At 64.6% G+C, this 26,243-nt stretch carries 25 protein-coding genes and 1 other RNA gene; 4 read left to right on the top strand and 22 right to left on the bottom strand.

The window, feature by feature from the left end; genetic code table 11:
• Nucleotides 1-269 precede the first annotated feature (269 nt).
• Nucleotides 270-704: a hypothetical protein gene (locus Q0K12_RS02725; protein ID WP_297260166.1), complete on the top strand. Its 435-nt coding sequence runs from the start codon at nucleotides 270-272 to the stop codon at nucleotides 702-704.
• Nucleotides 705-1,713: 1,009 nt separating this feature from the next.
• On the opposite strand, the gene truA is transcribed toward Q0K12_RS02725, so the two are convergent.
• From truA to Q0K12_RS02700, 5 genes are all read right to left on the bottom strand, one after another.
• Nucleotides 1,714-2,517, bottom strand: a complete 804-nt coding sequence (truA, locus tag Q0K12_RS02720) for a tRNA pseudouridine(38-40) synthase TruA (RefSeq protein ID WP_297260164.1) — start codon at nucleotides 2,515-2,517, stop codon at nucleotides 1,714-1,716.
• 2 nt (nucleotides 2,518-2,519) lie between these two features.
• A complete protein-coding gene (locus Q0K12_RS02715; protein ID WP_297260162.1) occupies nucleotides 2,520-3,755 on the bottom strand; it encodes a hypothetical protein in 1,236 nt (411 codons plus the stop codon).
• Complete coding sequence (gene fliJ / locus Q0K12_RS02710) at nucleotides 3,712-4,149, bottom strand: flagellar export protein FliJ (RefSeq protein ID WP_297260160.1); 438 nt, start codon at nucleotides 4,147-4,149, stop codon at nucleotides 3,712-3,714. The genes Q0K12_RS02715 and fliJ overlap by 44 nt, the downstream gene beginning before the upstream one ends.
• A gap of 129 nt (nucleotides 4,150-4,278) precedes the next feature.
• Complete coding sequence (thiD, locus tag Q0K12_RS02705; RefSeq protein WP_297260158.1) at nucleotides 4,279-5,088, bottom strand: bifunctional hydroxymethylpyrimidine kinase/phosphomethylpyrimidine kinase; 810 nt, start codon at nucleotides 5,086-5,088, stop codon at nucleotides 4,279-4,281.
• Nucleotides 5,089-5,211: 123 nt separating this feature from the next.
• Entirely contained in the window at nucleotides 5,212-6,654 is a 1,443-nt protein-coding gene (locus Q0K12_RS02700) for a carbon starvation protein A (RefSeq protein ID WP_297260156.1), read from the bottom strand.
• Between the two features lie 351 nt (nucleotides 6,655-7,005).
• Here Q0K12_RS02700 and Q0K12_RS02695 point away from each other — a divergent pair, with 351 nt between their 5' ends.
• The gene (locus Q0K12_RS02695; RefSeq protein WP_297260154.1) at nucleotides 7,006-8,493 is read left to right on the top strand and encodes a hypothetical protein; all 1,488 of its coding nucleotides are present in this window, start codon (nucleotides 7,006-7,008) and stop codon (nucleotides 8,491-8,493) included.
• Between the two features lie 4 nt (nucleotides 8,494-8,497).
• Nucleotides 8,498-9,166, top strand: coding sequence for a hypothetical protein (locus tag Q0K12_RS02690; RefSeq protein ID WP_297260152.1), 669 nt, complete (start codon nucleotides 8,498-8,500; stop codon nucleotides 9,164-9,166).
• Between the two features lie 521 nt (nucleotides 9,167-9,687).
• Here the strand turns inward: Q0K12_RS02690 and Q0K12_RS02685 are convergent.
• The 17 genes from Q0K12_RS02685 to tolQ form a co-directional block, all read right to left on the bottom strand.
• A complete protein-coding gene (locus Q0K12_RS02685; protein WP_297260150.1) occupies nucleotides 9,688-10,722 on the bottom strand; it encodes a hypothetical protein in 1,035 nt (344 codons plus the stop codon).
• Nucleotide 10,723: 1 nt separating this feature from the next.
• Nucleotides 10,724-11,359, bottom strand: coding sequence for an HAD family hydrolase (locus Q0K12_RS02680; protein WP_297260148.1), 636 nt, complete (start codon nucleotides 11,357-11,359; stop codon nucleotides 10,724-10,726).
• A gap of 229 nt (nucleotides 11,360-11,588) precedes the next feature.
• On the bottom strand, nucleotides 11,589-12,143 hold the full coding sequence (locus tag Q0K12_RS02675) for a sugar O-acetyltransferase (protein WP_297260146.1): 555 nt from the start codon (nucleotides 12,141-12,143) through the stop codon (nucleotides 11,589-11,591).
• Between the two features lie 44 nt (nucleotides 12,144-12,187).
• Entirely contained in the window at nucleotides 12,188-12,817 is a 630-nt protein-coding gene (locus tag Q0K12_RS02670; protein WP_297260144.1) for an acyltransferase, read from the bottom strand.
• A complete protein-coding gene (locus Q0K12_RS02665; RefSeq protein WP_297260142.1) occupies nucleotides 12,818-13,588 on the bottom strand; it encodes a 3-deoxy-manno-octulosonate cytidylyltransferase in 771 nt (256 codons plus the stop codon).
• 23 nt (nucleotides 13,589-13,611) lie between these two features.
• Nucleotides 13,612-14,526, bottom strand: a complete 915-nt coding sequence (locus Q0K12_RS02660) for an NAD(P)-dependent oxidoreductase (RefSeq protein WP_297260140.1) — start codon at nucleotides 14,524-14,526, stop codon at nucleotides 13,612-13,614.
• A gap of 505 nt (nucleotides 14,527-15,031) precedes the next feature.
• Nucleotides 15,032-15,820, bottom strand: coding sequence for an aldolase/citrate lyase family protein (locus Q0K12_RS02655; RefSeq protein ID WP_297260139.1), 789 nt, complete (start codon nucleotides 15,818-15,820; stop codon nucleotides 15,032-15,034).
• Between the two features lie 78 nt (nucleotides 15,821-15,898).
• Nucleotides 15,899-16,741 carry a glycosyltransferase gene (locus tag Q0K12_RS02650; RefSeq protein WP_297260137.1) on the bottom strand — a complete coding sequence of 281 codons (843 nt, stop codon included), beginning with the start codon at nucleotides 16,739-16,741 and terminating at the stop codon, nucleotides 15,899-15,901.
• A gap of 105 nt (nucleotides 16,742-16,846) precedes the next feature.
• An RNA gene (gene ffs / locus Q0K12_RS02645) (signal recognition particle sRNA small type) lies at nucleotides 16,847-16,936 on the bottom strand.
• A gap of 395 nt (nucleotides 16,937-17,331) precedes the next feature.
• Nucleotides 17,332-18,126: an amidohydrolase family protein gene (locus Q0K12_RS02640; RefSeq protein ID WP_297260135.1), complete on the bottom strand. Its 795-nt coding sequence runs from the start codon at nucleotides 18,124-18,126 to the stop codon at nucleotides 17,332-17,334.
• An 82-nt stretch (nucleotides 18,127-18,208) separates the two neighbouring features.
• Nucleotides 18,209-19,177: a D-2-hydroxyacid dehydrogenase gene (locus Q0K12_RS02635; protein ID WP_297260134.1), complete on the bottom strand. Its 969-nt coding sequence runs from the start codon at nucleotides 19,175-19,177 to the stop codon at nucleotides 18,209-18,211.
• A 145-nt stretch (nucleotides 19,178-19,322) separates the two neighbouring features.
• Entirely contained in the window at nucleotides 19,323-19,790 is a 468-nt protein-coding gene (pal, locus tag Q0K12_RS02630) for a peptidoglycan-associated lipoprotein Pal (RefSeq protein ID WP_297260132.1), read from the bottom strand.
• Between the two features lie 211 nt (nucleotides 19,791-20,001).
• Nucleotides 20,002-21,309, bottom strand: a complete 1,308-nt coding sequence (locus tag Q0K12_RS02625; RefSeq protein ID WP_297260130.1) for a translocation protein TolB — start codon at nucleotides 21,307-21,309, stop codon at nucleotides 20,002-20,004.
• Between the two features lie 24 nt (nucleotides 21,310-21,333).
• On the bottom strand, nucleotides 21,334-22,167 hold the full coding sequence (locus Q0K12_RS02620) for a TonB family protein (RefSeq protein WP_297260128.1): 834 nt from the start codon (nucleotides 22,165-22,167) through the stop codon (nucleotides 21,334-21,336).
• 46 nt (nucleotides 22,168-22,213) lie between these two features.
• Nucleotides 22,214-23,209: a cell envelope integrity protein TolA gene (gene tolA, locus Q0K12_RS02615; RefSeq protein ID WP_297260126.1), complete on the bottom strand. Its 996-nt coding sequence runs from the start codon at nucleotides 23,207-23,209 to the stop codon at nucleotides 22,214-22,216.
• A 6-nt stretch (nucleotides 23,210-23,215) separates the two neighbouring features.
• Nucleotides 23,216-23,653, bottom strand: coding sequence for an ExbD/TolR family protein (locus tag Q0K12_RS02610; RefSeq protein WP_297260125.1), 438 nt, complete (start codon nucleotides 23,651-23,653; stop codon nucleotides 23,216-23,218).
• A 1-nt stretch (nucleotide 23,654) separates the two neighbouring features.
• A complete protein-coding gene (gene tolQ / locus Q0K12_RS02605) occupies nucleotides 23,655-24,350 on the bottom strand; it encodes a protein TolQ (RefSeq protein ID WP_297260123.1) in 696 nt (231 codons plus the stop codon).
• Between the two features lie 317 nt (nucleotides 24,351-24,667).
• Between tolQ and Q0K12_RS02600 the strand changes: the two genes are divergently transcribed.
• Complete coding sequence (locus tag Q0K12_RS02600; RefSeq protein ID WP_297260121.1) at nucleotides 24,668-26,233, top strand: TolC family protein; 1,566 nt, start codon at nucleotides 24,668-24,670, stop codon at nucleotides 26,231-26,233.
• Nucleotides 26,234-26,243: the final 10 nt, after the last annotated feature.

The raw sequence follows: 26,243 nt of genomic DNA, 5'->3' as shown, positions 1-26,243 counted from the left end.
CGCATCGGGGCGTCCAGTATCCCCCTTCAATGCGACAAGCCCGCCGGGACATGGTGACCGGCGGGCTTTTGACGGCCCGCTGTCCGGCGGGCTATCCGCCTCGACCTTCCTCGAACGGTCTTGACGCCCAACCTGCCGTCAGGCTTTTGGCATTCTTGCACAATATACAATCAACAAGCTGTTTTTACTTGACAAAATAAATTTGGCCTCCATATTGCATTAAAAATGGCAACAAGATGGCACGCAGCACGTGCCCGAGGGAGGTGTCCATGTTTTTTCTGCTTGGTGGCAACAGTGAAAAGAAGGCCCGCAAGGCTGAACGGAAGCAGCATCGCAAGATGGGCGAAATGACGGATCGGGCCCGTGAGATTTTCATGGCAGGGCGCTTCCCTGTGGTGACGACGGACGAAGTGGAAGGTCGCCGCATCGCCAAAGTGCTTGGCCTTGTCTGCTGCCGCGGCTTTGATTCCGAAGAAGCTTTTTTCGGCATGGCCTGCCGGGCCATGAACAAGGGCGCTCAGGCCATCGTGGGCTACAACGAGAATGTGGCCTTCCACCCGGACGGCAGCAAATATTTCTCCTGCTACGGGACGGCGGTCATGTTCGAATACGATCCCAACGATCGCGACGGCCTGCCGCTCATGCTGCAGCAGCGTTTCCGCTCCCTGCAGGAAGAAGGACGCCTGGGAGAGGACATCCTCTAGAGCCTTTTGCCTTTGAAAAAGGCAACAGGCGAGGCGGCGGCACAGAGCCGCCCGGCCAAACGTGAGCGGCAAAATCGCGCTTTTTCCGCGAAACGTCAGGCCGTATGATTTGGAACGCTAAGCGTTTCAAACGAAAATCTTTTGGACAGACGATAGGCAACCATGCTGCCCGGAAAGCATTTCGGGCAGCATAGGTCAGAACGCCCCCCAAAACGTTTACTGACGCATGTTCCGCACGTCTGATCTTTTCGCTTGCCAAAAAAATATTTTTGCGCTAGCTTAAATCCAAGGAGTGATAACGCCACTCCCCTATCTTGATGTGGGCTCCGATTGGCGGAGCTGGGTTTCCCTCCCATTATACGGCCCAACACATCGGAAAACCCCGCTTCGGCGGGGTTTTTTCCTGTCCGCTCCCCGCCACGCTCCTGTCGCGCAGGACCTTCCCAAGATCCCGCCAAAGCACGCAAAGAGCCGTCCGTAAGCTACGCTAGGGTGTCGATTCCTTTGATTTCCAGCGGACTCCCCGCATGCCGCCCTTCTCCCCTGCCGGCGCACAACCGGCCTACAGCCCCAACCCTACTTCTCAGAGCATTTTCAGTTTGCCACGCTGTGCGCTTCAAAACATAAATCCTCTGGTCTCGCGGAAAAAGGCAGATTTTCCGCCTGGCTTTGGCCGGCGACACAGCAGTGCCGCCGCCTCGCGTGGTTGCCTTTTTCAAAGACAACACCCTCTAGGGCCTGTTAAAACAAATTTTATAAACAATTTCGCTGGATAAGCAAAAGAAAGCTGTACATGCCCCGCCTGCCTTTTGGGGCGGGCTTGCCGCGTGTTCCGACTCTTCCCACGGTAAAAGCGCGCTGGGGAAGCGATGGGGACCTTGGGGGGAAGCGAGCGACCGAATGGCGGCCCGCAGGGCCGTGCCCGTTAGGCGACGCAGGAGCCTTACGGGCATCGACAGCAGCGCGAGGGGGGCCTCTTCCCCCCAAACAAGCAGTAAATAGTGTTGCCCTAGCAGCGTTGGTCCGGCAAGCCGGCGTCAGCAGAATAGGCGACGGATGCCAGCGCCAGACCCTGCGGCGGCGCTGTGGGAGAAGGCAGGGTCTGCCTGTCGCAGGCGGCCAGGATGGCGGGGATGGCGTCCGGCGTCAATTTGCCGGTACCGCAGGCAAACAGCAACCCGGCAACGTTCCTGACCATCTGCTTGAGAAAGCCGTTGGCCGTGATGCGCAGACGCAGACGCGGCAGATGCGGCGGCAGGAATTCCTCGGCCGGACATTCTTCCAGGCTCGCCGCGATCACCCGGCGCACGGTCCCCTCCAGCGGGGTACCGGCATTCTGCAGGCTGGCAAAGTCATGTTCGCCCAGCAGGCATGCCAGCGCCTCGCGCATGGACGGCAGGGAGACAGGTCCGCAGGCCCAGACGTATGGGGCAAGGCGCGGCGGCACGAAGGCGCGATCCTGCCAGAAATCATACACATAGGTCTTGTGCAGGGCATCCAGCCGCGCGTGGAAGCGCGGATGCGCCACCTCGGCCGACAGCACGCGGATATCCGGCGGCAAAAGACAGTTGAGGGCATGCCGCCACGGCAACCCGGCCCGGCTGTCGGGCACATCCACATGCGCCACCTGTCCGTGGGCATGCACGCCCGCATCCGTACGGCCGGAACCAAACAGCCGCACCGGACAGGCGCAAAGGCGGCCAAGCGCCTTCTCACCTTCCGCCTGAATGGTGAGCGGGGCCTTGGCCGCCTCCTGAATCTGCCATCCGCTGTAGCGACTGCCGTCGTAAGCCAGCAGAAGCCGCAGACGCATCGCTAGGGCGTCCTCATGCGGGTGATGATCTCCGTGAACTTGGCCGTCTTTTCCGGATTGGTATAGGTCAGGATCTCGCCGGACTGCTTGGGCGCCATACCGGAGAGGATGCGCACGGCCACGCGCTCATCCATGTTTTCCAGCGCCTTGGCGGCCACGCGGGGCTTCATGTTGGCGTACATCTGGATAAGCGAACGGACTTTCTGATCCTCAAGGGAGCGGGCGTCGCGGATGAGTTCCTGCATGCGCTTCTCGGCGCCTTCCAACTCCTTGAGGCGCTGATCCATCTGCTGGCGCAGCACGAGCATATCCTGCTCCTGGCGCGCCAGATCCTGCGCCTTTTCGTTGGGATCGTCCGGCAGCGTCATGGGACGGATGGTGGGCGCGGGCGCACGCGCGATGTCCGAGGAAGCCTCGGGCAGGGGCGGCAGGTTCCCCGCATTGGGACGCTGAGCCTGGGCCCGCCCGGACGCGATGTCCTCCCCGCGGGGGATATTGGCCGGAATGGCCGGCGCACCCGGCATGACGGTGGCATTCTGCTGCGCCGCGGGCGCAAAGGTGGTATTGCCCACCCGGTCAGCCACGGACGGCACGGGCATATCCTGTGCCGCGGCATGCGCCGCCTTCACGCTGCCCAGCCGGGGAATGGGCAGATTGCTCAGGCCCAGCATATCCATGATGCCTTCTTCCCGGGGACGCGCATTCCGGGCCAGCCCGGCTTCCAGCAGCGGCGGCTCGGCCAGCTGGGGCGCGCGCACGAAGGGGCTGTCCGCATCGGGGATGATCTTCCCGCCGTTTTCCTGCGCCGACGCCACGGACGTGGCCGTGGCCGCGCTGTCGTCCAGGCCGGAGGAAATAGTGGAAGGACGCGCGGCGGGACGAGCCTCGGCGGCCAGCCGGGCGGCTTCCGCTCCCTGCGGCTCCTTGCCCTTTTCCGGCGAGCCTTCGGCGGTCTCGGCGGCTTTTTGCTTCGCCGCGGCGAGCGCTTCAGGCACCGCCTCTTCGGAGGCGGCGACCGTTTCCGCTTCCTCGCCGGAAGCGGTCATCTCCTGTCCGCCGGCATCATCCGGACGGATGTCCGCCTCGGCGACTTCCCTGACGTCCTCATGGACCTTGCCCCAGTCCACATCCAGCAGCAGCGCGCCGAAGAGACAGAGCTTGAAGACGCACAAGAGCGCCAGCAGGCGGTACAGCTTAAAAAGTCGGAGCCTTGTAACGGAGTGTGGCGATTTCGTCATTGAAGCGCTGCTCCTTCATGCGCTCATCGTGCATGTAATTTTGCTTCTGGCGTTCCTTGAGCTTGTCCAGGATCTTGCGATCCATGGCCCGCTGCGCCAGTATCCTGCGGGATTCTTCCACCATGTTTTCCGCAGCGCGAAGCTGCACCGCCGTGGCGGCCATGTCGGCCTTGAGCCCCTTGACGAAGTGCTCCAGCAGCCAGCGCTCGCCCGCATTGCTCGGAGGATGGGTATACAGGCGTTCTTCCTGCTCCATCAGATCCTTGCGGATGATCTCCAACCGGGAGCGCAGTTCATTGCGCTGCTGTTCGGCCTTGGCCAGTCTGACCTTGGCCTCTTCTTCCAGTTGCTCGCGGTAGTCGAGCACCTTCTGCATGCTGAAATGAAAGGGCATGGGCGCCTTCTTTTTGACGGTATCAAAGCACGTCCATACCACATGCAAAATGCGTGCAAAACTAAAAAGACATCATAAGCCCCGCTGCCGCCACGCGAACGGCATATGCGGCGCGCCTCCCGGCCGGATTCAGCAGCCGGCGGACAGAAAGGGCGCGGCGTGGTTGACCGGCCCGCAGCCCTTGCCCGGGGCATAGCTTTTGCGCAGGGCCAGATTGAGGAACTCCTGCGCATGCTTCACGGCGACGGGCAGCGGTTCGCCCTTGCCCAGTCCCGTCGCGATGGCCGCCGAAAGGCTGCAGCCGGTGCCGTGGTTGTTCTCCGTCTCGACCTTGGGCTGCGGCAGCGTCCTGGGGGCTTCTCCCTTGACGAGCAGACAGTCCGTCACCACGACGGAGCTTTCCATGTGCCCCCCCTTGATGAGGACGGCGCGCGCCCCCATCTCAAGGAGCCGCTCTCCCGCCGCGAAGGCGTCGTCGATGGAATGGATGCTCATGCCGGTCAGGGCTTCGGCCTCGGGCCGGTTGGGCGTCAACAGGGTGCTCAGAGGGATCATCTCCTCCTTGAGGGCGGCGATGGCGTCCTCCTGCAGCAGCGGGCTGCCGCTCTGGCTGATGGACACGGGATCCACCACCAGCGGGAAGGACACCTGGCGCAATTCGGCAGCCAGGGCGCGGATGATCCCCGCCGAAAAAAGCATGCCCGTCTTGGCCGCCGCCACGGGAAAGCCCTCCAGCACGGTGCGCAGCTGCAGGACGGCGAATTCCGGCTCCGGCGCATGGATGCCCCGCACGCCAAGCCCGTTCTGGGCCGTCAGTGCGGTGATGACGCTCATGCCGTAGCCGCCGAGGGCCATGATGGTCTTGAGGTCGGCCTGGATGCCGGCCCCGCCGCCGGAATCCGATCCGGCGATGGTAAGGATGTTCGGTGGCTGCAACATGAGAAGGACTCCTTGTCTTCGGCTGTCTCGCCCGTTTCGCGGGCTCCTGCCGTTACTAACGGAAAAAGGCGGGCCAACTATAGCCCGCCCGTTGTCGATGCGCAATCCCGCCGCAGGCGGAAACTAGACGCTGTCGATATCCGGCGCGCCGGCGATGGGCTTGCGGCCCAGCGCCAAGAACGCCACCAGCGCCACGGCGGCGCAGATGATGCCGATGGCATCGGCCGTGCCGATGGACATGCCGAAGCCCATGTTCGGCTCGAAGCAGATATAGGAGATGCAGACCGAGGTCATAAAGACCGCGGGCACGGTGCAGATCCAGTGCAGAAGGTGCTTGCGGTAGAGGTAGCCCGCCGCCGCCCAGAGCACGATGGCCGCCAGCGCCTGGTTGGCGAAACCGAAGTAGCGCCAGATGATGTTGAAGTCCACGTTGGCCAGGATGATGCCGATGACGAAGATGGGCACGGCGATGATCAGACGCGAAGCGACGGAACGCTGCGAGAAGTTGAACACTTCCGCAATGGTCAGACGCGCGGCGCGGAAAGCCGTGTCGCCGGAGGTCACGGGCAGGGCCACCACGCCGAGGATGGCCAGCACGCCGCCAAAGGAACCCATGAGGGCAAGGGAGGTCTCGGTCACCACGTTGCCGGGACCACCGGCCTTGATGGCGGCATTGAGCAGATCGGGACTCTGGTAGAAGGTCATGCCCACCGTGGCCCAGACAAGGCCGATGAGCCCTTCGGCCACCATGCCGCCGTAGAAGACGGCCCGGCCCTGCCGTTCGTTGGCGAGGCAGCGCGCCATAAGCGGCGACTGCGTGGCATGGAAGCCGGAAAGCGCGCCGCAGGCGATGGTGATGAAGACCAGCGGATAGATCGGCAGGCCGTCAGGATTGGGGTTGCGCCATTCCAGCCAGCTGTAGAATTCCTTGCCGGAGACGAACATGCCCACGGTCATGCCCACGGCCATGATAATGAGCACCGCCCCGAAAATGGGGTAGAGACGCCCGATGATCTTGTCGATGGGCAGGATGGTGGCCAGGAAGTAGTACACGAAGATCACCGCGATCCAGAAAGTGAGATTGAGGGATTCCGGCGTCAGCTTGGCCAGCAGGCCGGCCGGGGCCGCCACGAAGACCACCCCCACCAGCAGGAGCAGCACCACGGAAAAGACGCGCATGATGTTCTTGGCGATGTTGCCGAGGTTGTACCCCACGATGGTGGGCACGTTGGCCCCGCCGTAGCGCAGCGACAGCATGCCGGAAAAATAGTCATGCACGGCGCCGGCAAAAATGGTGCCGATAACGATCCAGATCAGCGCGGACGGCCCGTAGAGCGCCCCCAGGATGGGCCCGAACACCGGCCCCACGCCCGCAATGTTCAACAACTGGATGAGCCAGACTTTCCACATGGGCATTTCCACATAGTCCACGCCGTCGGCCATGGTCTGGGCCGGCGTGGGGCGTTTGGGATCGGCCCCGAAGATCTTGGTGACCAGCGTCCCGTAGATGGCGTATCCGGCAAGGAGCGCCACCACGGCAAGAATAAAGTACAAATATGTAGGCATACGAGCCTCCTGGAACAGTATTTTGCCGCAACACGTCGAAAAATCGCCGTTTGCGGCCTATCGAGAACGGTTCTCCCGTAGCATGCCCCCCCGCCTCCGTCAAGACGAGGGCTGTGCAATCATCCTCCGCTTGCCGGCGTCGCCCCCGGAAAATCTCTTCACAGCGTTCGGGAGCAGTGCTAGGGTGCTGAACGCATGTCCGGGCCATCAGTCCGGGAAAGGCGCATGCCTTTTCCTGCCGGCCAGAAGCGGCACAGCCGCTCTCCCCTCCGGCATGCGCTTCGCCGCCTGCCGACGGCGGCACCTGTCCGGGCATCTCCACGCCCGCCTCCCTACAGCAAGGATCTCCCCATGAAAACGGAACGCCGAACGCCCCCCGCAACCGACATCAGCGAACTGCCCAGGCCCAGGCCCGGCCGCGGCGGTCTCCGCCTGGGTCTCCTGGCCGTGCTGGCGCTGCTCGTCGTGTCGGCCGCCGCCTACTGGCTGACGCGCGATGACCAAACGCGGGAGGCACTGCGGCAGCAGGCCGCCACCGCCATCGACAAAGTGACGGAAGGCACGCCGCTGGCCGGCGTCAGCAAGGTGCTGACGCCCCCTCCCCCGCCGCCTCCGCCCTCCGTGCTCAATCCGCCCACCGCGCCGGGCACGCTCTCGGGCCCGACGGTGCAGGGCAGCGTCGGCACGCCGGTGGACACGTCCATGATGCCGGGAGCGCCGCAGGATGGCGGCCCGCAGGTCGTCGCCCCCAAGGTGGTGGAGGATACCCGGGTCCGTTTCGGCTTCGTGGATGACCTGGCCGCCTACCTTGTGGAAAGCTACACCCCCGGAGCGCGGGGAGGCAGCCTGTCCATCAGCCCGCAAAGCCTCAACAGCCGCTACGGCGTCAACCTCACGGGCCTGGACGGCGGCGCGCAGGGCGGCCGGGAAGGCGTGCTGCACTACGCCTTCCATCCCACCATGCTGCACGGCCTGTACAATCTGTATGTCGAACGCTTCCTGGAGGCCGTCACGCTGGAAAGCCAGCTGCCCCACAAGGGCCGGACGCTCACCCAGGCTCAGGCGCGGCAGATGTACATGGTCTTTGCCGGCCGTCTGGTGACCACGGCCGCGGCCCTCGATGCGGTGCTGAAAGTGCCTGACCTGCGCGCTCAGCTTGACGATCTGCAGGCAAAGGGAGATGCGGTGCGCGATATCGGCGGCCAGATGACCAACGCCGTGTACGAACTCGACAACCAGCGTCAGCAGGGAGCCACGGAGACCGAATTGGCGGCCGCCCAGCTGGCGGTGGACAGTCTCGGCACCCGCTACCGCAAAGCCGTGGATGAGCAGGACGCCGTGCGGCGCAACCTCGTCAACAGCGTACGCACCCACGGCGCGCAGGGCATGGACGAGGATACCGTGCTGTTCGTGGCCCGCTGGGTCGACAGACGCCTGCGGCAAAATCCTGACGCCCGGGCCGCGGTGCAGGCCGGCATCGGCATCCTGCGCGATCTGGGCCGGCGTTTTGCCCAGGGCGGCGCCAGCGGCGTACTGGTGCAGCCCCGCCCGGCAACTCCCCAGCCGCCCGCCCAGCCCGCACAGGCCCCCGCCGGCGCGACGCCTGCCGCTACCGCTCCCCCGCAGGCCGTCCCGGGGGCGCCGGCCCCGTCCGCCGCTCCGCAGACGCCCGCCCGCCCGGCACGCCGCGCCCCGCTGGGCTCTCCCGATTACCGGCCGCCGCAGCCCACACCGGCAGCCCCCCCGCAGACGCCGCCCCTGCCGCCCGCCGAAGCCTCTTCCACGCCGCCGCTGCGCGTGCCGCCCGCCGTCTCCGCTCCCGACGGCCAGCCGAGGTGACGCCATGCATCTTCGTCTCACGCCCCTTGCCGCCCTGCCGCGCTGCCTCCTGTCGCTCGTGCTTTGCGCGCTCGTCAGTCTGCCGCCGCACACGGCCGCTGCGGCCGACAGCCCCCAGGCCTGCCTGGAAGCCGTTGCGCAGGCCATTGCCGACGCGGACATGGCGGCCTTCGAGAAGCACGTGGACGTAGACGGCATCCTGCAAGTCGTCGTGGACAAATTCTTTGTGGAAGCCAGCCGCCCGGAAAATGCGGGCAAGCTGCCCCCCATGCTCAGCATCATGTTTTCCGGGGCGGCCCTGGCCGACGGCGGCGGGCGCGTACGCAAGATGCTGCGCGGCGAAGCCAAGGCCTTCGTCCGCAACGGCATCGCCTCCGGCGCCTTTGCCGGGCGCGCCCCGGGGCAGGACTATCGCGCCGAAGGCCTCATTGCGCCGCTCTTTGCCAACGCGTCCCTGGGCCGAAAGGAGATCCACGGCATCGGCAAGGCCCGCGCCCACAAAGACGGCGGCTGGTCCCTCCCCTTCCGCGTCTTCGATGCGGGCAACGGCAACGACTATCACGTCGTCGGCCGCTTTGCCCGCAAGGATGGCCGCGTGATGCTCACCGGCATCGACAACCTGAACGAACTCTTCACCCGCATCGCCGCCGAAGCCGCCGCTCTGGAAGAATAGCCGCAGCGGGCTTTACTTGCGGAGGTGTTTTTTTGCGGGGGAAAGGAGGGGGCTTTTTGCAAAAAGCCCCCTCCTTTCCCCCGCGCCCCCTTTCCTCCCGCAAAAACTCTTGCCGGAAGGATGGCAAGGATCTGTTCCCCCGTATCTCTCCCCTGCCCGCCAGTCTCCCGGCAGCATGAAAAAAAAGCGTCTCCCCTCGTCGGGAAACGCTCCGCATTTCAAACCATACGGCCTGGCGTTTCGCGGAAAAAACGCGGTTTTCCGCTCACGTTGGGCCGGGCGGCGCTGTGCTGCCGCCTCGCGTTTCACCTTTTTCAAAGGTGAAACGCTCTTGCCGTTGCCCTTTTTCATCCATATGTCCAAAGGGCAGTCATCGCAGGAAAGCCGCCACAAGCCCGACCCCTTCCATCCTCCCCAATAAAGCGCGCCGGGGAGGGGATGGGGGGTGTGGGGGGAAGGGGGACCCCGCCCGCGCGAGGCGGGGGGTCCCCCTTCCCCCACAAAAAAGCTCCCTCTTATCGTCAGCGCACGCTGTCTACGAAGTCGTTGTAGGCTTTTTCGGCGTTGGTGTAGGCGGCGTTGAGTTGCTTGCGGACTTCTGGATGGAAGCCTTGCGCCTCGCCCAGGGCCACGGCGGCGGGGAATCGCTGGGCCGTGCGCAGGAAGGCGCGCCAGAGCCGTTCCGGTTCGCCTGCCACGCCGAAAGGCAGAAAGGCCGCTTCCGACAGAATGCCTTCCAGCTCATCGCGCCAGGCGCTGATGGTCTGCTTGTCGGCTTCCCGTTCGCCCAGCAGGGCGCGGGCTTCCTTCATGCGGCGAAAAAGGATGCGTACCGCCAGGATCTGCGGCCGCAGGGGATGTCCTTTCAGGGTCACGGCTTCCGCGGCGATGGCGCCGCTCTCCACCTCGCCGCGCAGCACCCGACGGGCGGCTTCGTAGGCTTCCCACTGCCGCCGAATGACGTTCAGGTATTGCCGTCCCTGCTTGCCGTCGTCCACGATGGTCTCGTCCAGCGCATATTTCACGAGCTTTTCGTACTGTTCCCGCTCGGCATCCACGGCGGCATCCATCTCGCGCAGGGCCTGGCGGATGGCTTCGGCCGACTCCTTCGGCCATGCGGCGGGCGGCAGCAGCGCCTTGTCCCGCGCAAAACGCGGCGGACGCTTGGCCAGCTTGGGCAAGGCCGCCTCCCGGAGGTAGAAATCCGCCCCCAGATAGAGCCACAGCGCATAACCGGCGTCCTTGTCGAGCTGCCAGTCCATGACGCCGTTGGCATAGGCCAGCTGGGCATTGGCCGCCTGCAATTCCTCCTCCGTTGCCGGGGCGTCTTGCCGGATCTCCTTCAGGGAGGCGGGCAGATAGCTCTTCGGCGTGGTGGCGGCAGCCTTTTTTCCTGTGGAAGAGCTGGAGGGCGCGTCCTGTGCGGCGGAAACGGCCTTGTCCGCAGAAGATTGCGCGTCCGTTGCGGCGTCATCCCCGCAGGCGCTCAACAGCAGCGCCGCGCAGAGACAGACGGCCGGCAGCAGACCGCGCCGCGTGTATCCTGTCCGCCACATGCTAGGCACGCTCCGCGATCCAGGCGGAGAGGCCCGTGGCATCCATGCCCCACGGGAAGTCGCCCCCGCGCAGTTCCTGACCTATGCCGTAAAAGAGGGTGCCGACCTCTTCGGCGGCGTTGCGGTCGGTGACGGCATCGCCCACCATGAGCACGTCCGCCGGATCAAGCGCCGCCTCGTTGACGATGCGCGCCAGCAGCGTGGCCTTGGCCGGCGGCGAACCGAAGATGCCGCGAAAATTGCCGGAAAGGCCCCGCTCTTCGAGGACGAGGCGGACCTCCTCCTGCGGCGCGCCGGAGCAGACATAGAGCGGCAGACGCTCCCGCCAGTCTTCCAGCACCCCGGCGATGCCCGGGATGAGGGCGCAGCGGCGCACTTCATCCAGCGCATAGGCGGCAAAGCGCTCACCCCACTCTTTCGATTCCTCCGGCGTGATCTCCCGGCCCAGCACTTCCCGGAAAAACCACTCGAATTTCCGGTAACGGCTCACGCCGCCGTGAACCGTGTGGTACATGACGAAACGGTCGCGCGCTTCTTCTCCGAAAGGCTCGGCCAGGCGGGCAAAAGCGCGGGTCTTGACCGGCACGCTGTCCAGGATGACGCCGTCACAGTCAAAAACGATAGCTTGCAGGGGCATAGGTTCTCCATAGGTAAAATATCCCCCTGCCGGGCGGCGGAGGGGCAGGCGCGGGAAAGAGAACCGCTCCGCGCGGCAGCGGGATTAGCGCAATTTCTGTTTGAGCGCTCTGCGTTTCAAACCATGCGGCCTGTCGTTTCGCGGAAAAGGGGCGGTTTTTCCGCTCACTTCGGGCCGGACGGCGCTGTGCCGCCGCCTCGCGTTTTACCTTTTTCAAAGGTAAAATGCTCTATTCTTGAGGGGAGGCCAGCCGTTCCGCATCCAGAAAGCGGATGAGGCGCGCGGGGTTCCCCGCCACCACGGCATTGTCCGGCACATCCTTGGTCACCACCGATCCGGCCCCGACCACGGCATTTTCCCCGATGGTCACGCCCGGCAGGATGGTGGCATTGGCCCCGATCCAGACGTTTCGCTTGATGCGCACCGGCTTGCAGGTGATGACCGCCCGCTCGTACACATCATGATTGTTGGTCAGCACCGTACAATTCAGGGCGATCATCACGCCGTCCTCGATGGTCAGGCCCCCGGCGGACATGCAGTGGAAGCCGTTCATGATGGTTACGTTCCGCCCGATGCGCACCGTGTCGCCCAGGATGGTGAACACCGGCGGATGGATGACCGTCCCCTCGCCCAGCGTATGCTGGAAAAGCTCGTCGATGAGTTTCCGGCATTCCGGGCTGGTGGGCGGCGTATGATTGATTTTGAAGCAGAGTTCCGCGCAGCGCCGCACCTCGGCCACCCGTTCCGGCGGCATGTTGCGTGTATCCAGACGCACTTCTTCCATGGATCTTCCTCTTGTCGGACAGGTTGGAATATGTCGGACTACCGTCAATACATGTCGTCGTCCATCTCGCCGACCTGATTGAGACAGTCGTCCTTGCCGCGCTTGCCGATGGGCCGGGCAGGCACGCCGGCCACGATGTCGTACGGCTGCACGTCGCGGGTCACCACCGCGCCCGCGCCCACCACCGCGCCGCGCCCGATGTGCACATTGGGCGTCACCGTGCAGTTGGCGGCGATCCAGACGTCATCCTCAATAACGACGACACCCGGCTCGTGCCCCTGTTCCATGATGGGGACATCCTGCCGGGTGAAGCAGTGATTGGCCGAACGGATGACGGTGCCGGGCCCTATGGCCGTCTTGACGCCGATGAAGATGCTCCCGCCGTCGGCGCAGAGGTGCACCCCGGGCGAGAGGGAGACATGATCGGCCAGCTCCAGCTTGCCGTTGCCCGCCGTCAGGATGCAGTTACGGCCGACGCGCACCTGATTGCCCAGCCGCATATTGTGGCAGCCGACCATGCCGATGCCCGTGTTGAAACGCACGGAACCGCAGCGGGCGAACATCCAGCGCCACATGATGAGGCGCACCAGACGGCCCAGGGGGGTGGGTATCCACCCGAAGGCGAATACCCACAGCTCCTCAAGGGCCAGCAAAAGGCGTTGATGGCCCTTCATCTATTTGCCGTACTCCTGCATCAGGGTGTCGCCTTCCATGAGCCGGGTGACGCGCGCCAGATCTTCCGGCGTGTCCACGCTGAACGTGCGCTTGTCCGTCGGCACCATGCGCACCTTTTCGCCGTGCTCCAGGATGCGCATCATGTCCACGGACTCATAGATCTCCAGCGGCATTTCCCGCATCTCGTTGAAGCGGATGAGATAGTCCCGGCGGAAGGGGATGATGCAGACCTGCTTGCGCATGGGCACCTTGTCCGCGCCCTTCTTGCGGGACGGGATGGGTTCGCGGGAGAAATAAAGGGCGTCATTGTGGCAGTCCACCACCACCTTGACCTCGTTGGGATCCTCGAATTCCTCCACCGTCTCCATCTCGGCCATGAGGTTGACCACGTTGATGGACGGGTCGTCCAGCATGGGCTGCACGGCGGCGTCGATCATGTCCGGGGTGATCATGGGTTCATCCCCCTGCACCATGACCACGATGTCCACCTTCTTGCCGGTCTGCGCTTCGATCTTGAGCAGGGCCTCGGCCGTCCGCGTGGAGCAGCGCACATGATGGTCGCCGGTCATGACGCATTTGAGCCCCGCGTCACGGCAGTAATTTTCAATGATCTCGTCGCATGTCGCCACATAGGTGTCGGAAAGGATGCCGCTCATGGCCGTGCGGAAGGCCACATGCCCCACCATGGGCGTGCCGTGGATGAGGGCCAGCGGTTTGCCGGGATAGCGGCTCGACCCCATGCGGGCGGGAATGATGGCAATGATGTTCATGTCTGCTCCTTTGCCCGTGCGGGCTAGTCGTCGGTGGCGACCAGATAGCCGCCTTCGCTTTGCAGTTCGGGATGCGCGTCGCGGTGCACGGCCTCCATCACACGCAGGATGCCCTGCCCCAGGTCGACGGTCAGCGGCGGCACCAGCTTGCGTCCCACCTTGGGCATGAAGGCGTACGGCGTGATCTGGTAATGTCCGCTGTTGGGGTCGTTCTGGTAATTGATGGTCAGCTCCTTACCGAGCATCTCGCCGATCATCTTGAAGAGATCGCCCACGCGCATGGGCTGGTTGCCCGAAATGATGATGTTCTGATTGGCGAACTCCGGTTCCAGCACCATCACGGTGGCCGTGGAGGCGTCGTCCACATGCACATATTCGCGCAGGGCCGTGGGCGCGCCGTAATAGGTGATGCTGCCCGTGGTCAGGGCCTCCTGCACGAAACGGTGGATGGCGTTACGGGCGTCGGCGCGCGGCCCGTACAAAGAGCCATACCGCAGGATGGTATACGGCAGGCCGTGCATGGCCTGGTAATTCTCGATGTAGATCTCGCAGGCCTGCTTGCTGCAACGGTAAAAACCGCCCGACTTGCCGTAGACATAGAGCGAACTGGCAAAGACGTAACGCCGCACTCCGGCCTTGCGGCAGGCCTCCAAGGCCATGACGTTGCCCAGCACGTTGAGCCGGGCCGTGTCCACCGGGCGGCGGTTGGCCTCCCCTATGTCCGCTATGCCGGCGTAGTTGAATACCACGTCCGCCCCGGAGACCGCCTGCTCCACCAGCGCCTCGTCCAGGATGCTGCCGGTGAGCATGCGCTGATCCGGCCGCAGCCAGGGCGAGGGATGCACGTCCACGATGGTGACGTCATGCCCGGCTTCGGAAAGTTTGTCGCAAATGTGCGACCCCAGGAATCCGGAGCCGCCGAATACGGTTATCTTCATGCTGTTCTCCCGCGGGATATCCACGAACTAAAGCATTTTCAGTTTGAAACGCGTTGCGTTTCAAACCATACGGCCTGTCGTTTCGCGGAAAAAACGCGGTTTTTCCGCTCACTTTGGGCCGGGCGGCGCTGTGCCGCCGCCTCGCGTTTTACCTTTTTCAAAGCTAAAACGCTCTAGGGCCTGTTAACACTATTCGTTACTTGTTTGGGGGGAAGGGGAACCCCTCGCTCTGCTGTCGATGCCTGTAAGGCCTTACGGCCTAACAGGCACGGCCCTGCGGGCCGCCCGTTGGATCGCCGCCGGCGCGAGAGGCCCAGCCTTTTTGCAGCGAAGCGAAAAAAGGCGTTCCCGTAATCCTTCCCCCCAAGCCCCCCATCCCTTCCCCAGCGCGCTTTTACCGGGAGAAGAGTAGGGACACGAGGCCCCCCTCCGAAGGCATGCGGAACATGTTCAGCTTGCTTGTTTTATCTATTGAAATTACTTGTAAAATTTGTATTAACACGCCCTAGGCCACCTCGGGACGCCTGGCCCCGTTCCAGAGAAAGACGGAATCGATGCCGTAGGCGATGAAGCGGCTGCCCTGCTCCACCTGCCGCGCCAGCTCCGCCGGATCAGGCTGCACGATATGCAGGCCCATAAGCGGACGATATTTGCGGCAGACCTCATGGATGCGCCGCATGGCGGCCTGAAAATCGGGATGGTCGAACTGCGCCGTCAGTCCCATGGAGCCGGAAAGGTCATAGGGGCCCACCATGATGGCGTCCAGACGCGGATGCGACAGGATGTCCTCCAGATGCTCCACCGCGCGGATATGCTCGATCTGCGCCACCAGGAACACCCGGGAGGCGCGCTCCTTCATATAGCTTTCCATTTGCGTGCCGAAGGCATTGGCCCGACAGAAGCCCACGCCGCGGTTCTCCCGCAACGGCTCTTCGGGCAGCCGCCCGTCGTCATAGCCGGGATACGTCGCCCAGCTGATGGCCGCATTGAGCTGCGCACGGCTTTCGATCATGGGAAAGATGAGGCCCTGCGCGCCGGCCTCCAGCGCGCTCTTGATCTGCAGGCGCGTAGCCTCGGCCAGCCGGGCAAAGGGCGCTGCCCCGCCGCACTCGATGGCCCGGAAAATGTCCGTAAGACCGGTACGCCCGAAAGTGCCGTGCTCCATGTCCGCGGCCACCCAGTCATAGCCCGCGCGGGCCAGCAGTTCGGCCACTTCCGAGGAAGGGAATTGCAGCCAGGTGCCTATGGTCGGTTTGTCCTGCGCCAGCGCGGCGCGAATGCTGTCAATGTTCATGGTCTCCGACGGCTTGCCGCCGCAGGGTTGAGGGTCATGCGATACGCCGAACATACCCCCTCACGCGCCGAAGCGCAATCACCGGCCCTCCCCCTCTTCCAGCAGCCACGCGCCAAGCCTTGCGTACTGCGCCAGAAAAGGCTGGGCCGCACGATAGGGCGGTTCGCACCACGGCTTGCGGCCGCAGTAATGCAGCAGCCTGCCCGCAAGCGCGCCCGGCTCCCGCTCCCAGCGGGCAGCCACATGCATCTGATAATTGAAGCGCTCCGGCAATAGAGCATGGGGCAGCCTGCGGCACAGCACATTGAGGGCATCCTGATCAGGATAAAGGGACGGAGCAGGCAAGGAAAGCAGCGCCTGCCGCATGGCCTGCATCCAGGACGGCAGCAGACGCCGCAGGCGCGGCAGGTGCAGCAGGAGCACCCCGGAATTAAGGCAGGCCGACGGGCGCAGGCCCATACGCCGGGCATAGTCGGGATGCAGGGACATGGCGGCATCCCGCACGCCCCACAGGGCGATATCCTGATTTCCGGCCGCCGCTTCATCCGCCGCCCGCCAGAAGTCCGTCACGTCCATAAGGGCGCAGATGTCGCAGTCCAGATAGAGCAGGCGCTCCACATCGGCCAGCTCCGGCAATTCCGGCAGCCAGTAGCGGTAAAAGGCCCCCGGCCCAAAGGCCGGCGGCATGTTTTCACGCAGCTCCGGCGGCAGCGGCGGCAGCGGATGAAAAAGGATCTCCTGCCCGCTCCGCCGCGCTACGACCTGCAAGACCTTCCGCCCCTGCGGCGGCAGATCCTCATCATGCAGGATATGCACGCACAGCGCCGCCGACGTATGCGCGCAGACCGTCAGCAGCGTTGCCGCCGCATGCAGGGAATAACTCCTGTTTTCATCCCGAAAGGCCAGGGCCAGATGATACACCAACTCTTCTCCTCCAGCCCATCGCGCCTGAAACGCTTGCCCCGCGACGCCCGGCCTGTCATCCTTACAAAAAAAGCCGTCAACGCGCTTCGCTGACGGCTTCGGAAAAAGGGGCCGGACACCCGGCAACATCTGTTACCGCTGCTTTCTTTCGAACCTGACGGGGTTGGCAGTGCTGCCGCCGTCCGACCTGTCCCCTCTCTAGCCGGAAAAACGCCCCTCGTCAAGCCGGGAGATATTGCGAGGGGGCGAGGGAAACCGTTTTGCAAAACGGTTCTCCCTCGCCCCCTCGCGCTCCCCCACTCCCTTCCCAAAACTTTTGCTTGGGTCAGCGCATGGCGACGCGGCCCCGCAAGGCATCGCGCGCCTGTCACGCCCTCCCCGGCATGAAAAAATGCTGTTTTTCCACTTGGTTTCGGCCGGACGGCGTTGTGTCGACGCCTCGCGTTTCACCTTTTTCAAAGGTGAAACGCTCTAAAGCGCGTTTGGGGAAGGATGGGGGGAGATTGAGGGGGGAAGGAAGGGGATTTGGGCGCTAGCAAATCCCCTTCCTTCCCCCCTCAACAAAAAAATACATGGACACGGCAGCATCAAAGCAGGCCGGGCAGTTGTTCGGCGTTGGTAAGGATGCGTTCCAGGGCGTTGTCGGAGAGGCCGCCGATGCGTTGCAGCCGCCGTTGTTCCTCGGCGGGATCGTAAAGGGGCCAGTCGCTGCCGAAGAGGAAGCGCTCCAGCGGGTGGGCGTCCAGCAGCCGCCGCAACAGATGGGGCGTGACGAAGGGACTGGTGCTTGAGGTATCGAACCAGACGTTATCAAGCCCGGCCAGCGCATCTATGGCCATATCCCACATGAGATAGCCGCCGAAGTGCCCGGCGATGAGCGTCAGGCCGGGGAAGGCGCGGGCGATGGCCGCGAGCTGCTGCGGGCTGGAGGGGGCGGAGCTTGCGGGCTGGGCGCTGCCGATATGCAGCTCGAAAAGGAAGCGGCCCTGGGCGGCCTCGAACATGGGCAGCAGGCGCGGGTCGTCCAGCCGGAACCCCTGGAAATCGGGATGCAGCTTGATGCCGCGCAAACCGCCGCGCTCCATGCTGTGGAGTTCTTCCTCCCAGCGGGCGTAGGCGGGATGCAGGGTGCCGAAACCGATGATCTCGGGGTGGGTACGCTGGAGTTCGCGGGCGTAGTTGTTGGCGGGGATGACCTGCGCGGGCGTGGTGGCGGCGCAGAGCACCACACAGCGATCCATGCCCGCGGCCCGCTCGCAGGCCAGCAGGTGTTCCACCGTGCCGTCGCCCTCGCAGCGGAGGTCATAGGCTTCGTTGAGATGCGCCACGGCCTTTGCCGCGATCTTCGGATGGAAGGCGTGGGTATGGATGTCGATACGCATGGGCTGTCACCGGGGACGGACGCCGCCCTGGCCCGCCGGAGCATGCCGGCGGGCGTCTTCCGGGCGCGGCGGGAGGAGGCTGCTAGCCTTTTACGGCGTTGACCACGTTGATGGGCGTGCCTTCCTTCCAGCGCAGGATATTTTCCGCGGTCAGATTGATGATGTTCTGACGGGCCCGCACCGTTGCCCAGGCCATATGCGGCGTCAGCAGGGTATTGGGCGTGGAAAAGAGGGGGTTGTCCCGGACAGGCGGCTCGCTGACCATGACGTCCGCGCCGTAGCCGCCAAGCTGGCCCGAATGCAGGGCGGCGGCCACGTCATCCTCGTTGACCAGCGGCCCGCGGGCGGCGTTGAGCAGGATGGCGCCGCGCTTCATCTTCGCGAGGCTCTTCTTGTTGATGAGGCCCCGCGTGGTCTCGGTCAGCGGGCAGTGCAGGGACACCACATCCGACTGGCTCAGCACCTGATCCAGCGTCGCGAAGGAGAAGGGGGCGTAGGACGGCGGGTTCTTGGGATTGCGCCGGTTGGCCAGCACCTTCATGCCGAAGGCGTGCCCCAGCTCGCCCACGCGCCGCCCGATGTTGCCGTACCCCACAAGGCCCAGCGTCATGCCTTCGAGGCAGACGGGCGTGTGCATCCAGTAGCACCATTCGCCGCCGTCGGTCCATTCGCCGCTGCAGATGCTGCGGGTGTGCGCGCTCGTCCGATGGCAGAGCTCCAGCAGGAGGGCCATGACATGCTGCGCCACATCGTTGACGCCGTAGGCCACCACGTTGCACACCGGGATATTGCGTTCGGCGAAGGCATCTATATCCACCACGTCATAGCCCGTGGCCACCACGCCGACCATCTTCACGTCGGGGAGGCGCTCCAGCGTCTCACGGCGCAGCGGAACCTTGTTGATGAGCACGACATCGGCCCCGGCGGCCCGCTGGGGGACCTGCTCCACCGTGCTGTCGTCATAGACTTTGAGATTGCCCAGCGCTTCGATCGGACCCCAGTCCACGTCGCCGGGATTGAGCAGCTTGCCGTCAAGGATGACTATGTTCATGGCGTACCTCGCTGGCGAAATGTAGCCTGCGGCGCGACGGGATGCAAGAGCGCAACGGCGCGATGTCGCGGCCGGAGCGGGCTTTGCCGCGGCCGAAAAAAAAGGCCGCCCTTGCGGACGGCCTTGTGCCTTACGGCTTCAGATCCTAGTGAGCGACCACGGTGAAGTCGTCGCGGCGGTTCTGGGACCACACGGCTTCGCCGGTGCCCTGGACGGCCGGATTTTCCTTGCCGTAGCTGATCATTTCAAGCTGAGAGGGGCTCACGCCCAGCATCACGAGATATTCGTAAGCAGCGCGGGCGCGGCGTTCGCCAAGGGCGAGGTTGTATTCCTGGGTGCCGCGTTCGTCGCAGTTGCCTTCGATGCGCACGCGCACGGAGGGGAACTGCTTCATGAGGTCGGCCTTGGCCTTCAGCATGTCCTTGTATTCGGGCTTGATGTCAAACTTGTCGAAGGCAAAGAGCACGCGCCCGTCGGTGATCTGCTGGATGGCAGCACGCATTTCGGGGCTCATGTCATCGGTGAGGGCGCCTTCGTCGGACGTCTTCTTGGCGCAACCGAAACCGGCGGCGAGGGCCATGACCAGGGCAAGGATAAGAGCGTAGCGTTTCATTGTGTTTTCCTCCTGAACAGCTCTAACTCAAAAAAGGTACCTTTCCTTTCTGAACACAACGAGGTCACCTTGACCTCGCTTTGGGATGGTATATGCGGCGCGATTTTTGTCAAGATGCGGGACAGGCCTCGGGCCCGTTTTTGGTAAAAAAATTTTGCCCGGCAGCCGCAGGGCCGCCGGGCATATGTGTACGACGCCGAACCGGGATGCGCTATTGCGGCATGCCCCAGCGCGGGAAGTAGCAGGCTCCGCCGCCGGTGGGCACCTGCTTGGCGTCCCCGCCGTGGCGGGTGGTCAGATAGATGCCGCGCGTGCCGCCGCGGCTGGAACTGAAGGCGATGAAGTAGCTGTCGCCGCAGAAGGACGGCTGCTCGTCGCTGCCGGGGCCGAAGGTCACCTGACGCTCAAGGCCGGTCACCATGTCCTGCACGAAGATGCGGTGGCCGTAGTCGGTCATGCGGCTGAAGGTCACCAGCGTCCCGTCGGGCGAGAGGTTGGCTTCGGTATTGTAACCGCCGTTCTTGCTGACGCGCACGGTGGAACCGGAGGTCAGATCCTTCATGAAGATCTGCGGGCCGCCCATGCGCGAGGACGTGAAGGCCATCTTGGTCCCCGTGCTGTCGAAGGTCGGGGAGACGTTGATGGAGTTATGCTCTTCCAGCACCCGTTCCTTCTGGAAGGAATGGTTGAGGAGGTAGATGACCGGATACTTGCCCTTGGACAGGGCCACGGCCACCTTGTTGTCCGGCGTGAAGGCGGGGCCGATGACCACATTGCCGGGGAAGCGCACGCGCTGGGTCTTGCCGCTCTTGCGGTCCCAGACGCCGAGGGAGTGAGACTTCTTGTCGATGAGCGTGAAGACGATGAAGCGCCCGTCCGGCGACCAGGCGGGGGACATGGCTTCGCCGCCGATATTGGTGATCTTGCGCAGATCCCGGCCCGTGGGACGCACGGTCCAGACGTCGGCGGTGAGCTTGCCGCTCTTCTTCACAAAGGCGAGCGTGGAGCGGAAGAAGGCCCCGCTGCCGGTCAGCACTTCCAGCAGATCGGCGCAGAAACGGTCCGCCACTTCCGGCAGATCGCGGCTGGAGACGCGGGGATATTCCTTGCCGAACAGCCGGCCGCCGGTATTGGTCTCGAAGGCGCGGATCTGCACGGCCTTGGTGCCGCTGTCGCCATTGGGCCAGACCGTGGTGACGACCACGTCGGAGCCCGCCAGCTGGAAGCGCTTGAAGTCCACGTTCGGCGGTTCATAGCCCGGCAGCAGCGTTCCCCCCAGCACGGCCTTGGGGTCGGTCAGACGCATGAAGGGCAGAAAGCTCAGGTTCTGCTGGATGAGCTTCTGCAGCTCGCGCCCCATGCTGCCGGCGGGCTGGCTGGGGCCGGTCAGCGGATCGGCCAGCGCCAGATTGACGCTGTTCTGACCGGGACCGTAGATGTCCACACGCATGGCGGCCTGGGCCGGCACGCTCCAGGTGAGCAGGCTCAGGGCAACCAGAAGAAGAACAAGACGTTTCATATCAGCCATTTCCTCCGGGTGCGGCTAACGCACCATTGTTAAGGTCACGTCAAAGGGCGAGGCCAGCCCGGCGGGCGGCGGCGTCACCTTGCCCGCGCGCTTGACGCCCTGACGCACATAGGTATCGATGCGGTCATTGCCGCTGGACTGCACGATCTCATAATTGGTGATGGCCCCGTTCTTGGCGACGGTCAGCCGCACGGTCACATAATACCTGCCGCGCGGCGCTTCCATCGGCACGAAGCTGGCCTCGCGCAGCTGGCGGGCCACCTTGTTGAGATAGCCGTGGAACTGGATGGCGTAGGCATCCTGCGCCATACGGCTGCCGCCGGCCGTTGCGGCGGGGGACGGCGCGGCGGGCGGCTCCACCACCGGAGCGGGAGCCGCGGGCGCGGCCGTCTGCACGACAGCCTGCCCGGACGGGCTGACGATTATGGTGCCCTGCTGGGCCGGCGCGCGGCGCGGCGTGCCGCTCCAGAAGGCCAGATGCACGTCGATGGGCATGGCATAGGGCGGCGTCTCCAGCTTGCCGAGCTTTTTGGCCGCCTCGCACACGCTGTTGTCCAGCGCGGGGACCCCGGAACGCTGCGTCGGCGTACAGCCCAGCACGCTCCCGTCACCGTTCACGCTGATGCGCACGCGCACCATGCGGCTGCCGGTATCGGCGGGCGGCGTCCAGATCTCGCAGAGCTTGCCGAGCACCACCCCGGCATAGCCTTCCTGATGGTCGGCGGCCGCGATGGCGGCCGCGTCGGCCGTCAGCGGCGCGGTCAGCGTGAGGGCCAGAAAGCACATGCCGGCCAGGGCCCGCCGCCTGAAGGGATGCGTCCTTTCGCGAAAGGGAAGATTTCGTGTCATGTCTCCTCCGGGGGATGTGGGGGCATGGCGGTCGATCGGCCCCGACTCAGCGCCCCATCATTTCATTGAGCGTAAAGACAAGGTCCAGCTCGGTGAACTCGGCGGACGGCGGAGGCGGGAATTCCCCGCCGCGGCTCGTGCGCCAGATGGCGTTCACCGCCGAGGCATCATACTGGGCATTGCCGGAACTCTGGGTCACGGTGGCCTGCTGCACTTCGCCCTGCATGTTGACGACGATATGCACGACGCAGCTCATATTGGCCCGGCTGGCCGAGGCAAAGCTCCAGTTGGGACGAACGGACAGCATGACCGTGCCCAGATAGGCTTCGTTGAGTCCGCCGCCGCCGGGGCCGTCGCCTTCACCGCCGCCGCCACCGCCCGTGCCGCCCGCATTGCGGCGGGCCTGCGCCAGGGCCTGCTCCACGGCGTTGCCGCGGTCGCCGGATTCCACGCGCGAGGAAGCCGAACGGCGGGCCTGCGCCAGCGCGTCCTTGACCGGATCGCCCTTGGGCTTGGTCTTGGGCTTTTCCTTGGGCTTGTCCTTGCCCGCGTCCTTGTCCTTGGGCTTCTCCTTGGGTTCTTCCTTCGGCTTTTCCTTAGGCTGCTCCTTGGGCTTTTCCTTGGGCGGCTCTTTCGGTTTTTCCCTGGGTTCTTCCCTGGGTTTCTCCTTGGGCTTTTCCGGCTCCTTCTTCTGGGCCAGGGGCACGGCTTCTTCCTTGGGCTGCTGGCGCGGCTCGGGGATCTTGGGCTGCGGGGCCTTCTCCTCGGCCACGGGCACGGCCTCGGCCCGTTCGGGACGGGCCCGGCGGGCCACTTCGTCCTTCTTGGCCGGCGGCGAGATGTCCTGGGGCCCATTGGTCGGTTCGCCCATTTTGCCGAGGATGTTGGAGGGGGTCCGGTTGCCGCCCGGCGCGCCGTCCACAAGGCTGATCATCACCGGCGGCGAATCCAGCCTGACCGGCGGCGACGTGGGCCAGAACAGCACCAGCAGGATGAATGCCGCATGCAGGCACAGGGACAGAAGGTACGACGACCAGTTCATAGAACGTTACTTCCTGCCGGAAGCGGCCGGTTCGGTATCCGGCTTGTCGGCCACCACGCCCAGCTTTTCGATGCCCACGGCCTTGATGCGGCCCATGACGTCCACGACGACGCCGTAAGGGACGTTCTTGTCGGCCTGCAGGAAGAGCGTCTTGTTCTTTTCCTTGACGAGCTTCTGCAGATAGCCTTCCAGATCGTCCATGTTCTCCACGGCATAGGTATCCAGATACACGCTGCCGTCCACGCGCACGGTGAGCACCATGCTCTCGCTTTCCGTCGGCAGGGTCTCCACCTGCTTGGTCTGCGGCAGGTCCACATCCAATCCCTGGCTCATCATGGGCGTGGCCACCATGAAGATGATGAGCAGGACGAGCATCACGTCCACGAAGGGCGTGACGTTGATCTCGGAAACGAATTTCCCGCCGCCTCCGACATTGGCGCCCATGCTACATCTCCGTGGCGCCCGTGCGCTGCACGGGACGATGGGCGTTCAGCTCGCGCTGCACCCGGTTGAGGAAGACGCCGGCAAAGTTCACCAGCAGGGTGTCCACCTGAGAGATCTTGCCCATGAAGATATTGAAGCCGACAGTGGCCGGCACGGCCACGGCAAGACCGATGGCCGTGGCCACGAGGGCTTCGGAGATGCCGGGAGCCACCGTGGCGAGAGAGGCGGACTTGAGCATGCCGATGGAATGGAAGGAGCTCATGATCCCCCAGACCGTCCCGAACAGGCCGATGAAGGGCGCCGTATTGGCGGTGGTGGCCAGGATGGAGAGGGAGCGCTCGAGCCGGGCCTCCTCGCTGGCGACGCCCTGCCGCAGGGCGCGGCGCACGTTGTCCACCACCACGTCGCTGGTATTGCCCATTTCCTTGGAGCGGTTGAACTCCAGCACGCCCTGATGGGCCACGAAATACAGCGGCGAGGCGGGATCGGCCCCCAGCGACTGTACGGCTTCGCGCAGGTTGCCCGCCCGCTCGAAATTTTCCGTCCCGATGCGGCTCTTCTTGTAGGCCGCCGAAAGGGCCAGCGCCTTCTGGATCATGAGCGCCCAACTGCTGATGGACATGAACAGGAGCAGGACGAGCACAAGTTTGGCCACCAGGCTCGCCTGCGCGATCATATTGATGAAACTGAATTCCATGCCTGACTCCGTAATGGGATGAAGGCCGCGCCTGCACGCGGCGGCCGGCCTGCCGGCCGGGAACATAGGGCACAGGCGGCCTGCCGCCGAAAAACACGCCATAGCGCAAGAGACCGCTTTCCCCCGGGGGGAAAAGCGTTCCCGCGTTTCCGGCCTGTTCGCTGTTGCAGCGCCGTATGCCGCAGCAGCATGCAACGGGGCCCGGGAATTTTCAAGGAATTTTTCTGCGCCAGGGCCGGGAAGACGGCCCGCCCGGGATTTTTTCCCGCGGAAAAATCGCATTGCCAAGGGCTTGCGTTACCGCTATGCTGACAGCCATGTGTGCATTTCCATCCGTTCATCCCGCCTCGCGGACACGCGGGGCATCCCGCTGCTGTTTCCCCGTCCTCGTGGCCTGCCTCCTCCTTCTGGCCGGCGAGTTCTCCCCGGCCCTGGCGGCTTCGGCGCGAGAACGGGTCAATGAAGCCCTGCAGACGCCTCTTTTTCGCGGCGAACGACGTCCGGAACCGCGCCCCGACGGCCATGCGCCCGGTCGGGCCATGACCATGGCCGACGCCGTGCAGCGCGCGCTGGCGCATAACCCCAGCCTCGGCGCGCAGGAAGCGGCGAGCCGCGCATCGGAAGAAGGCCGCAAGTCCGCCCGCGGCCAGTTCGGCCCCAAACTGAGCCTGAGCTATCAGGCCTACAAGCAGGAACGGGAGAGCTCGCCCTCCACCAGTTCCGCCCGCACGCCGCGCCTGGGCACCTGGAGCATGGGCGTGGACATCTCCCAGCCCCTCTTCCAGGGCTTCCGCCTGCTGGCCCAGTATCAGAAGGCCGCCCTGCAGGCCGAGAGCGACCGGGCCTCCCTGCGGCAGGCCGAACTCACCATGACCGGCGACGTGCAGAAGGCCTTCCTTGCCTATCTGCAGGCCGAGGAGAACGTCCGCAGCGAGCAGGACTCGCTGGCCCGCCTGCGGGATCAGCTGCGCATCACGCAGGCCTTTTATGATGTAGGCCTGCGCCCGCGGCTGGACGTGCTCCAGGCCGAGGTGGACGTCAGCAATGCCGAGAACCTGCTCATCCAGGCGGAAAACACCCGCGACACGGCTCAGGCCCAGCTCAACACCCTTGTGGGCCTGCCGGTGACGGCCCGCGTGCCGTACAGCGGCAAGCTGGAGCATGTGTCCTTTTCCCGCAGTCTGGAGCAGTGCCTTGCCGCGGCCTACCGCCAGCGGCCCGACCTCTACATAGCGGCCAAGACCGTGGCCATCGCCGGCAAGAGCCGGCAGGAAGTGCGGAGCGAATACTATCCGAAGGTGGAGGCCTATTACAACGTCAGCCGGCAGGGGAACACCTTCGACCTGCGGCGCTCCGGCGAGAACGGCTCCAGCACGCAGGTCTGGGAAGTGGGCGTCAGCGCCACCTGGGACGTCTTCCAGTGGGGGACGACCTATTATGCCGACAAGCAATACGGCTGGCTGGTCACCAAGACCCGGTATGAGGAAGAACAGCTCAAACTGGACGTGGGCTATGAGATCAAGACCCGCCTGCTGGACGTGCGCGAGGCCGAAAAGCGCATCGCCGTGGCCAGCAAGAGCGTGGCCCAGGCGACGGAAGCCTATCATGTGGCCCTTGCCCAGTATCAGGAACAGGTCGGCACCAACTTCGACGTGCTCAACGCCTCCGCCAACCTCACCGCCGCGCAGGCCTCGCTGACCGGCGCCAAGGCCGACTACCTGACCGCGCTCTCGCAGCTCTATGTGGCCATGGGCGAATACCGCCCCGATCTCATGCGTCCGGAAGCCGCGCCCGCGACGCCGCCCTCGGCGGCCGGGACGCCGAAGGGAGGAGCGCCGAAGGCCGGGCGGGCGACCTCCCCCGCCCCCCGCACCCAGCCCTAAAGGATATGCC

This window comes from uncultured Desulfovibrio sp., assembly GCF_944324525.1.
Lineage (GTDB): Bacteria > Desulfobacterota > Desulfovibrionia > Desulfovibrionales > Desulfovibrionaceae > Desulfovibrio.
Note: the sequence above shows the minus strand (reverse complement) of the source record. Positions and strands in the feature narration are given on the sequence as shown.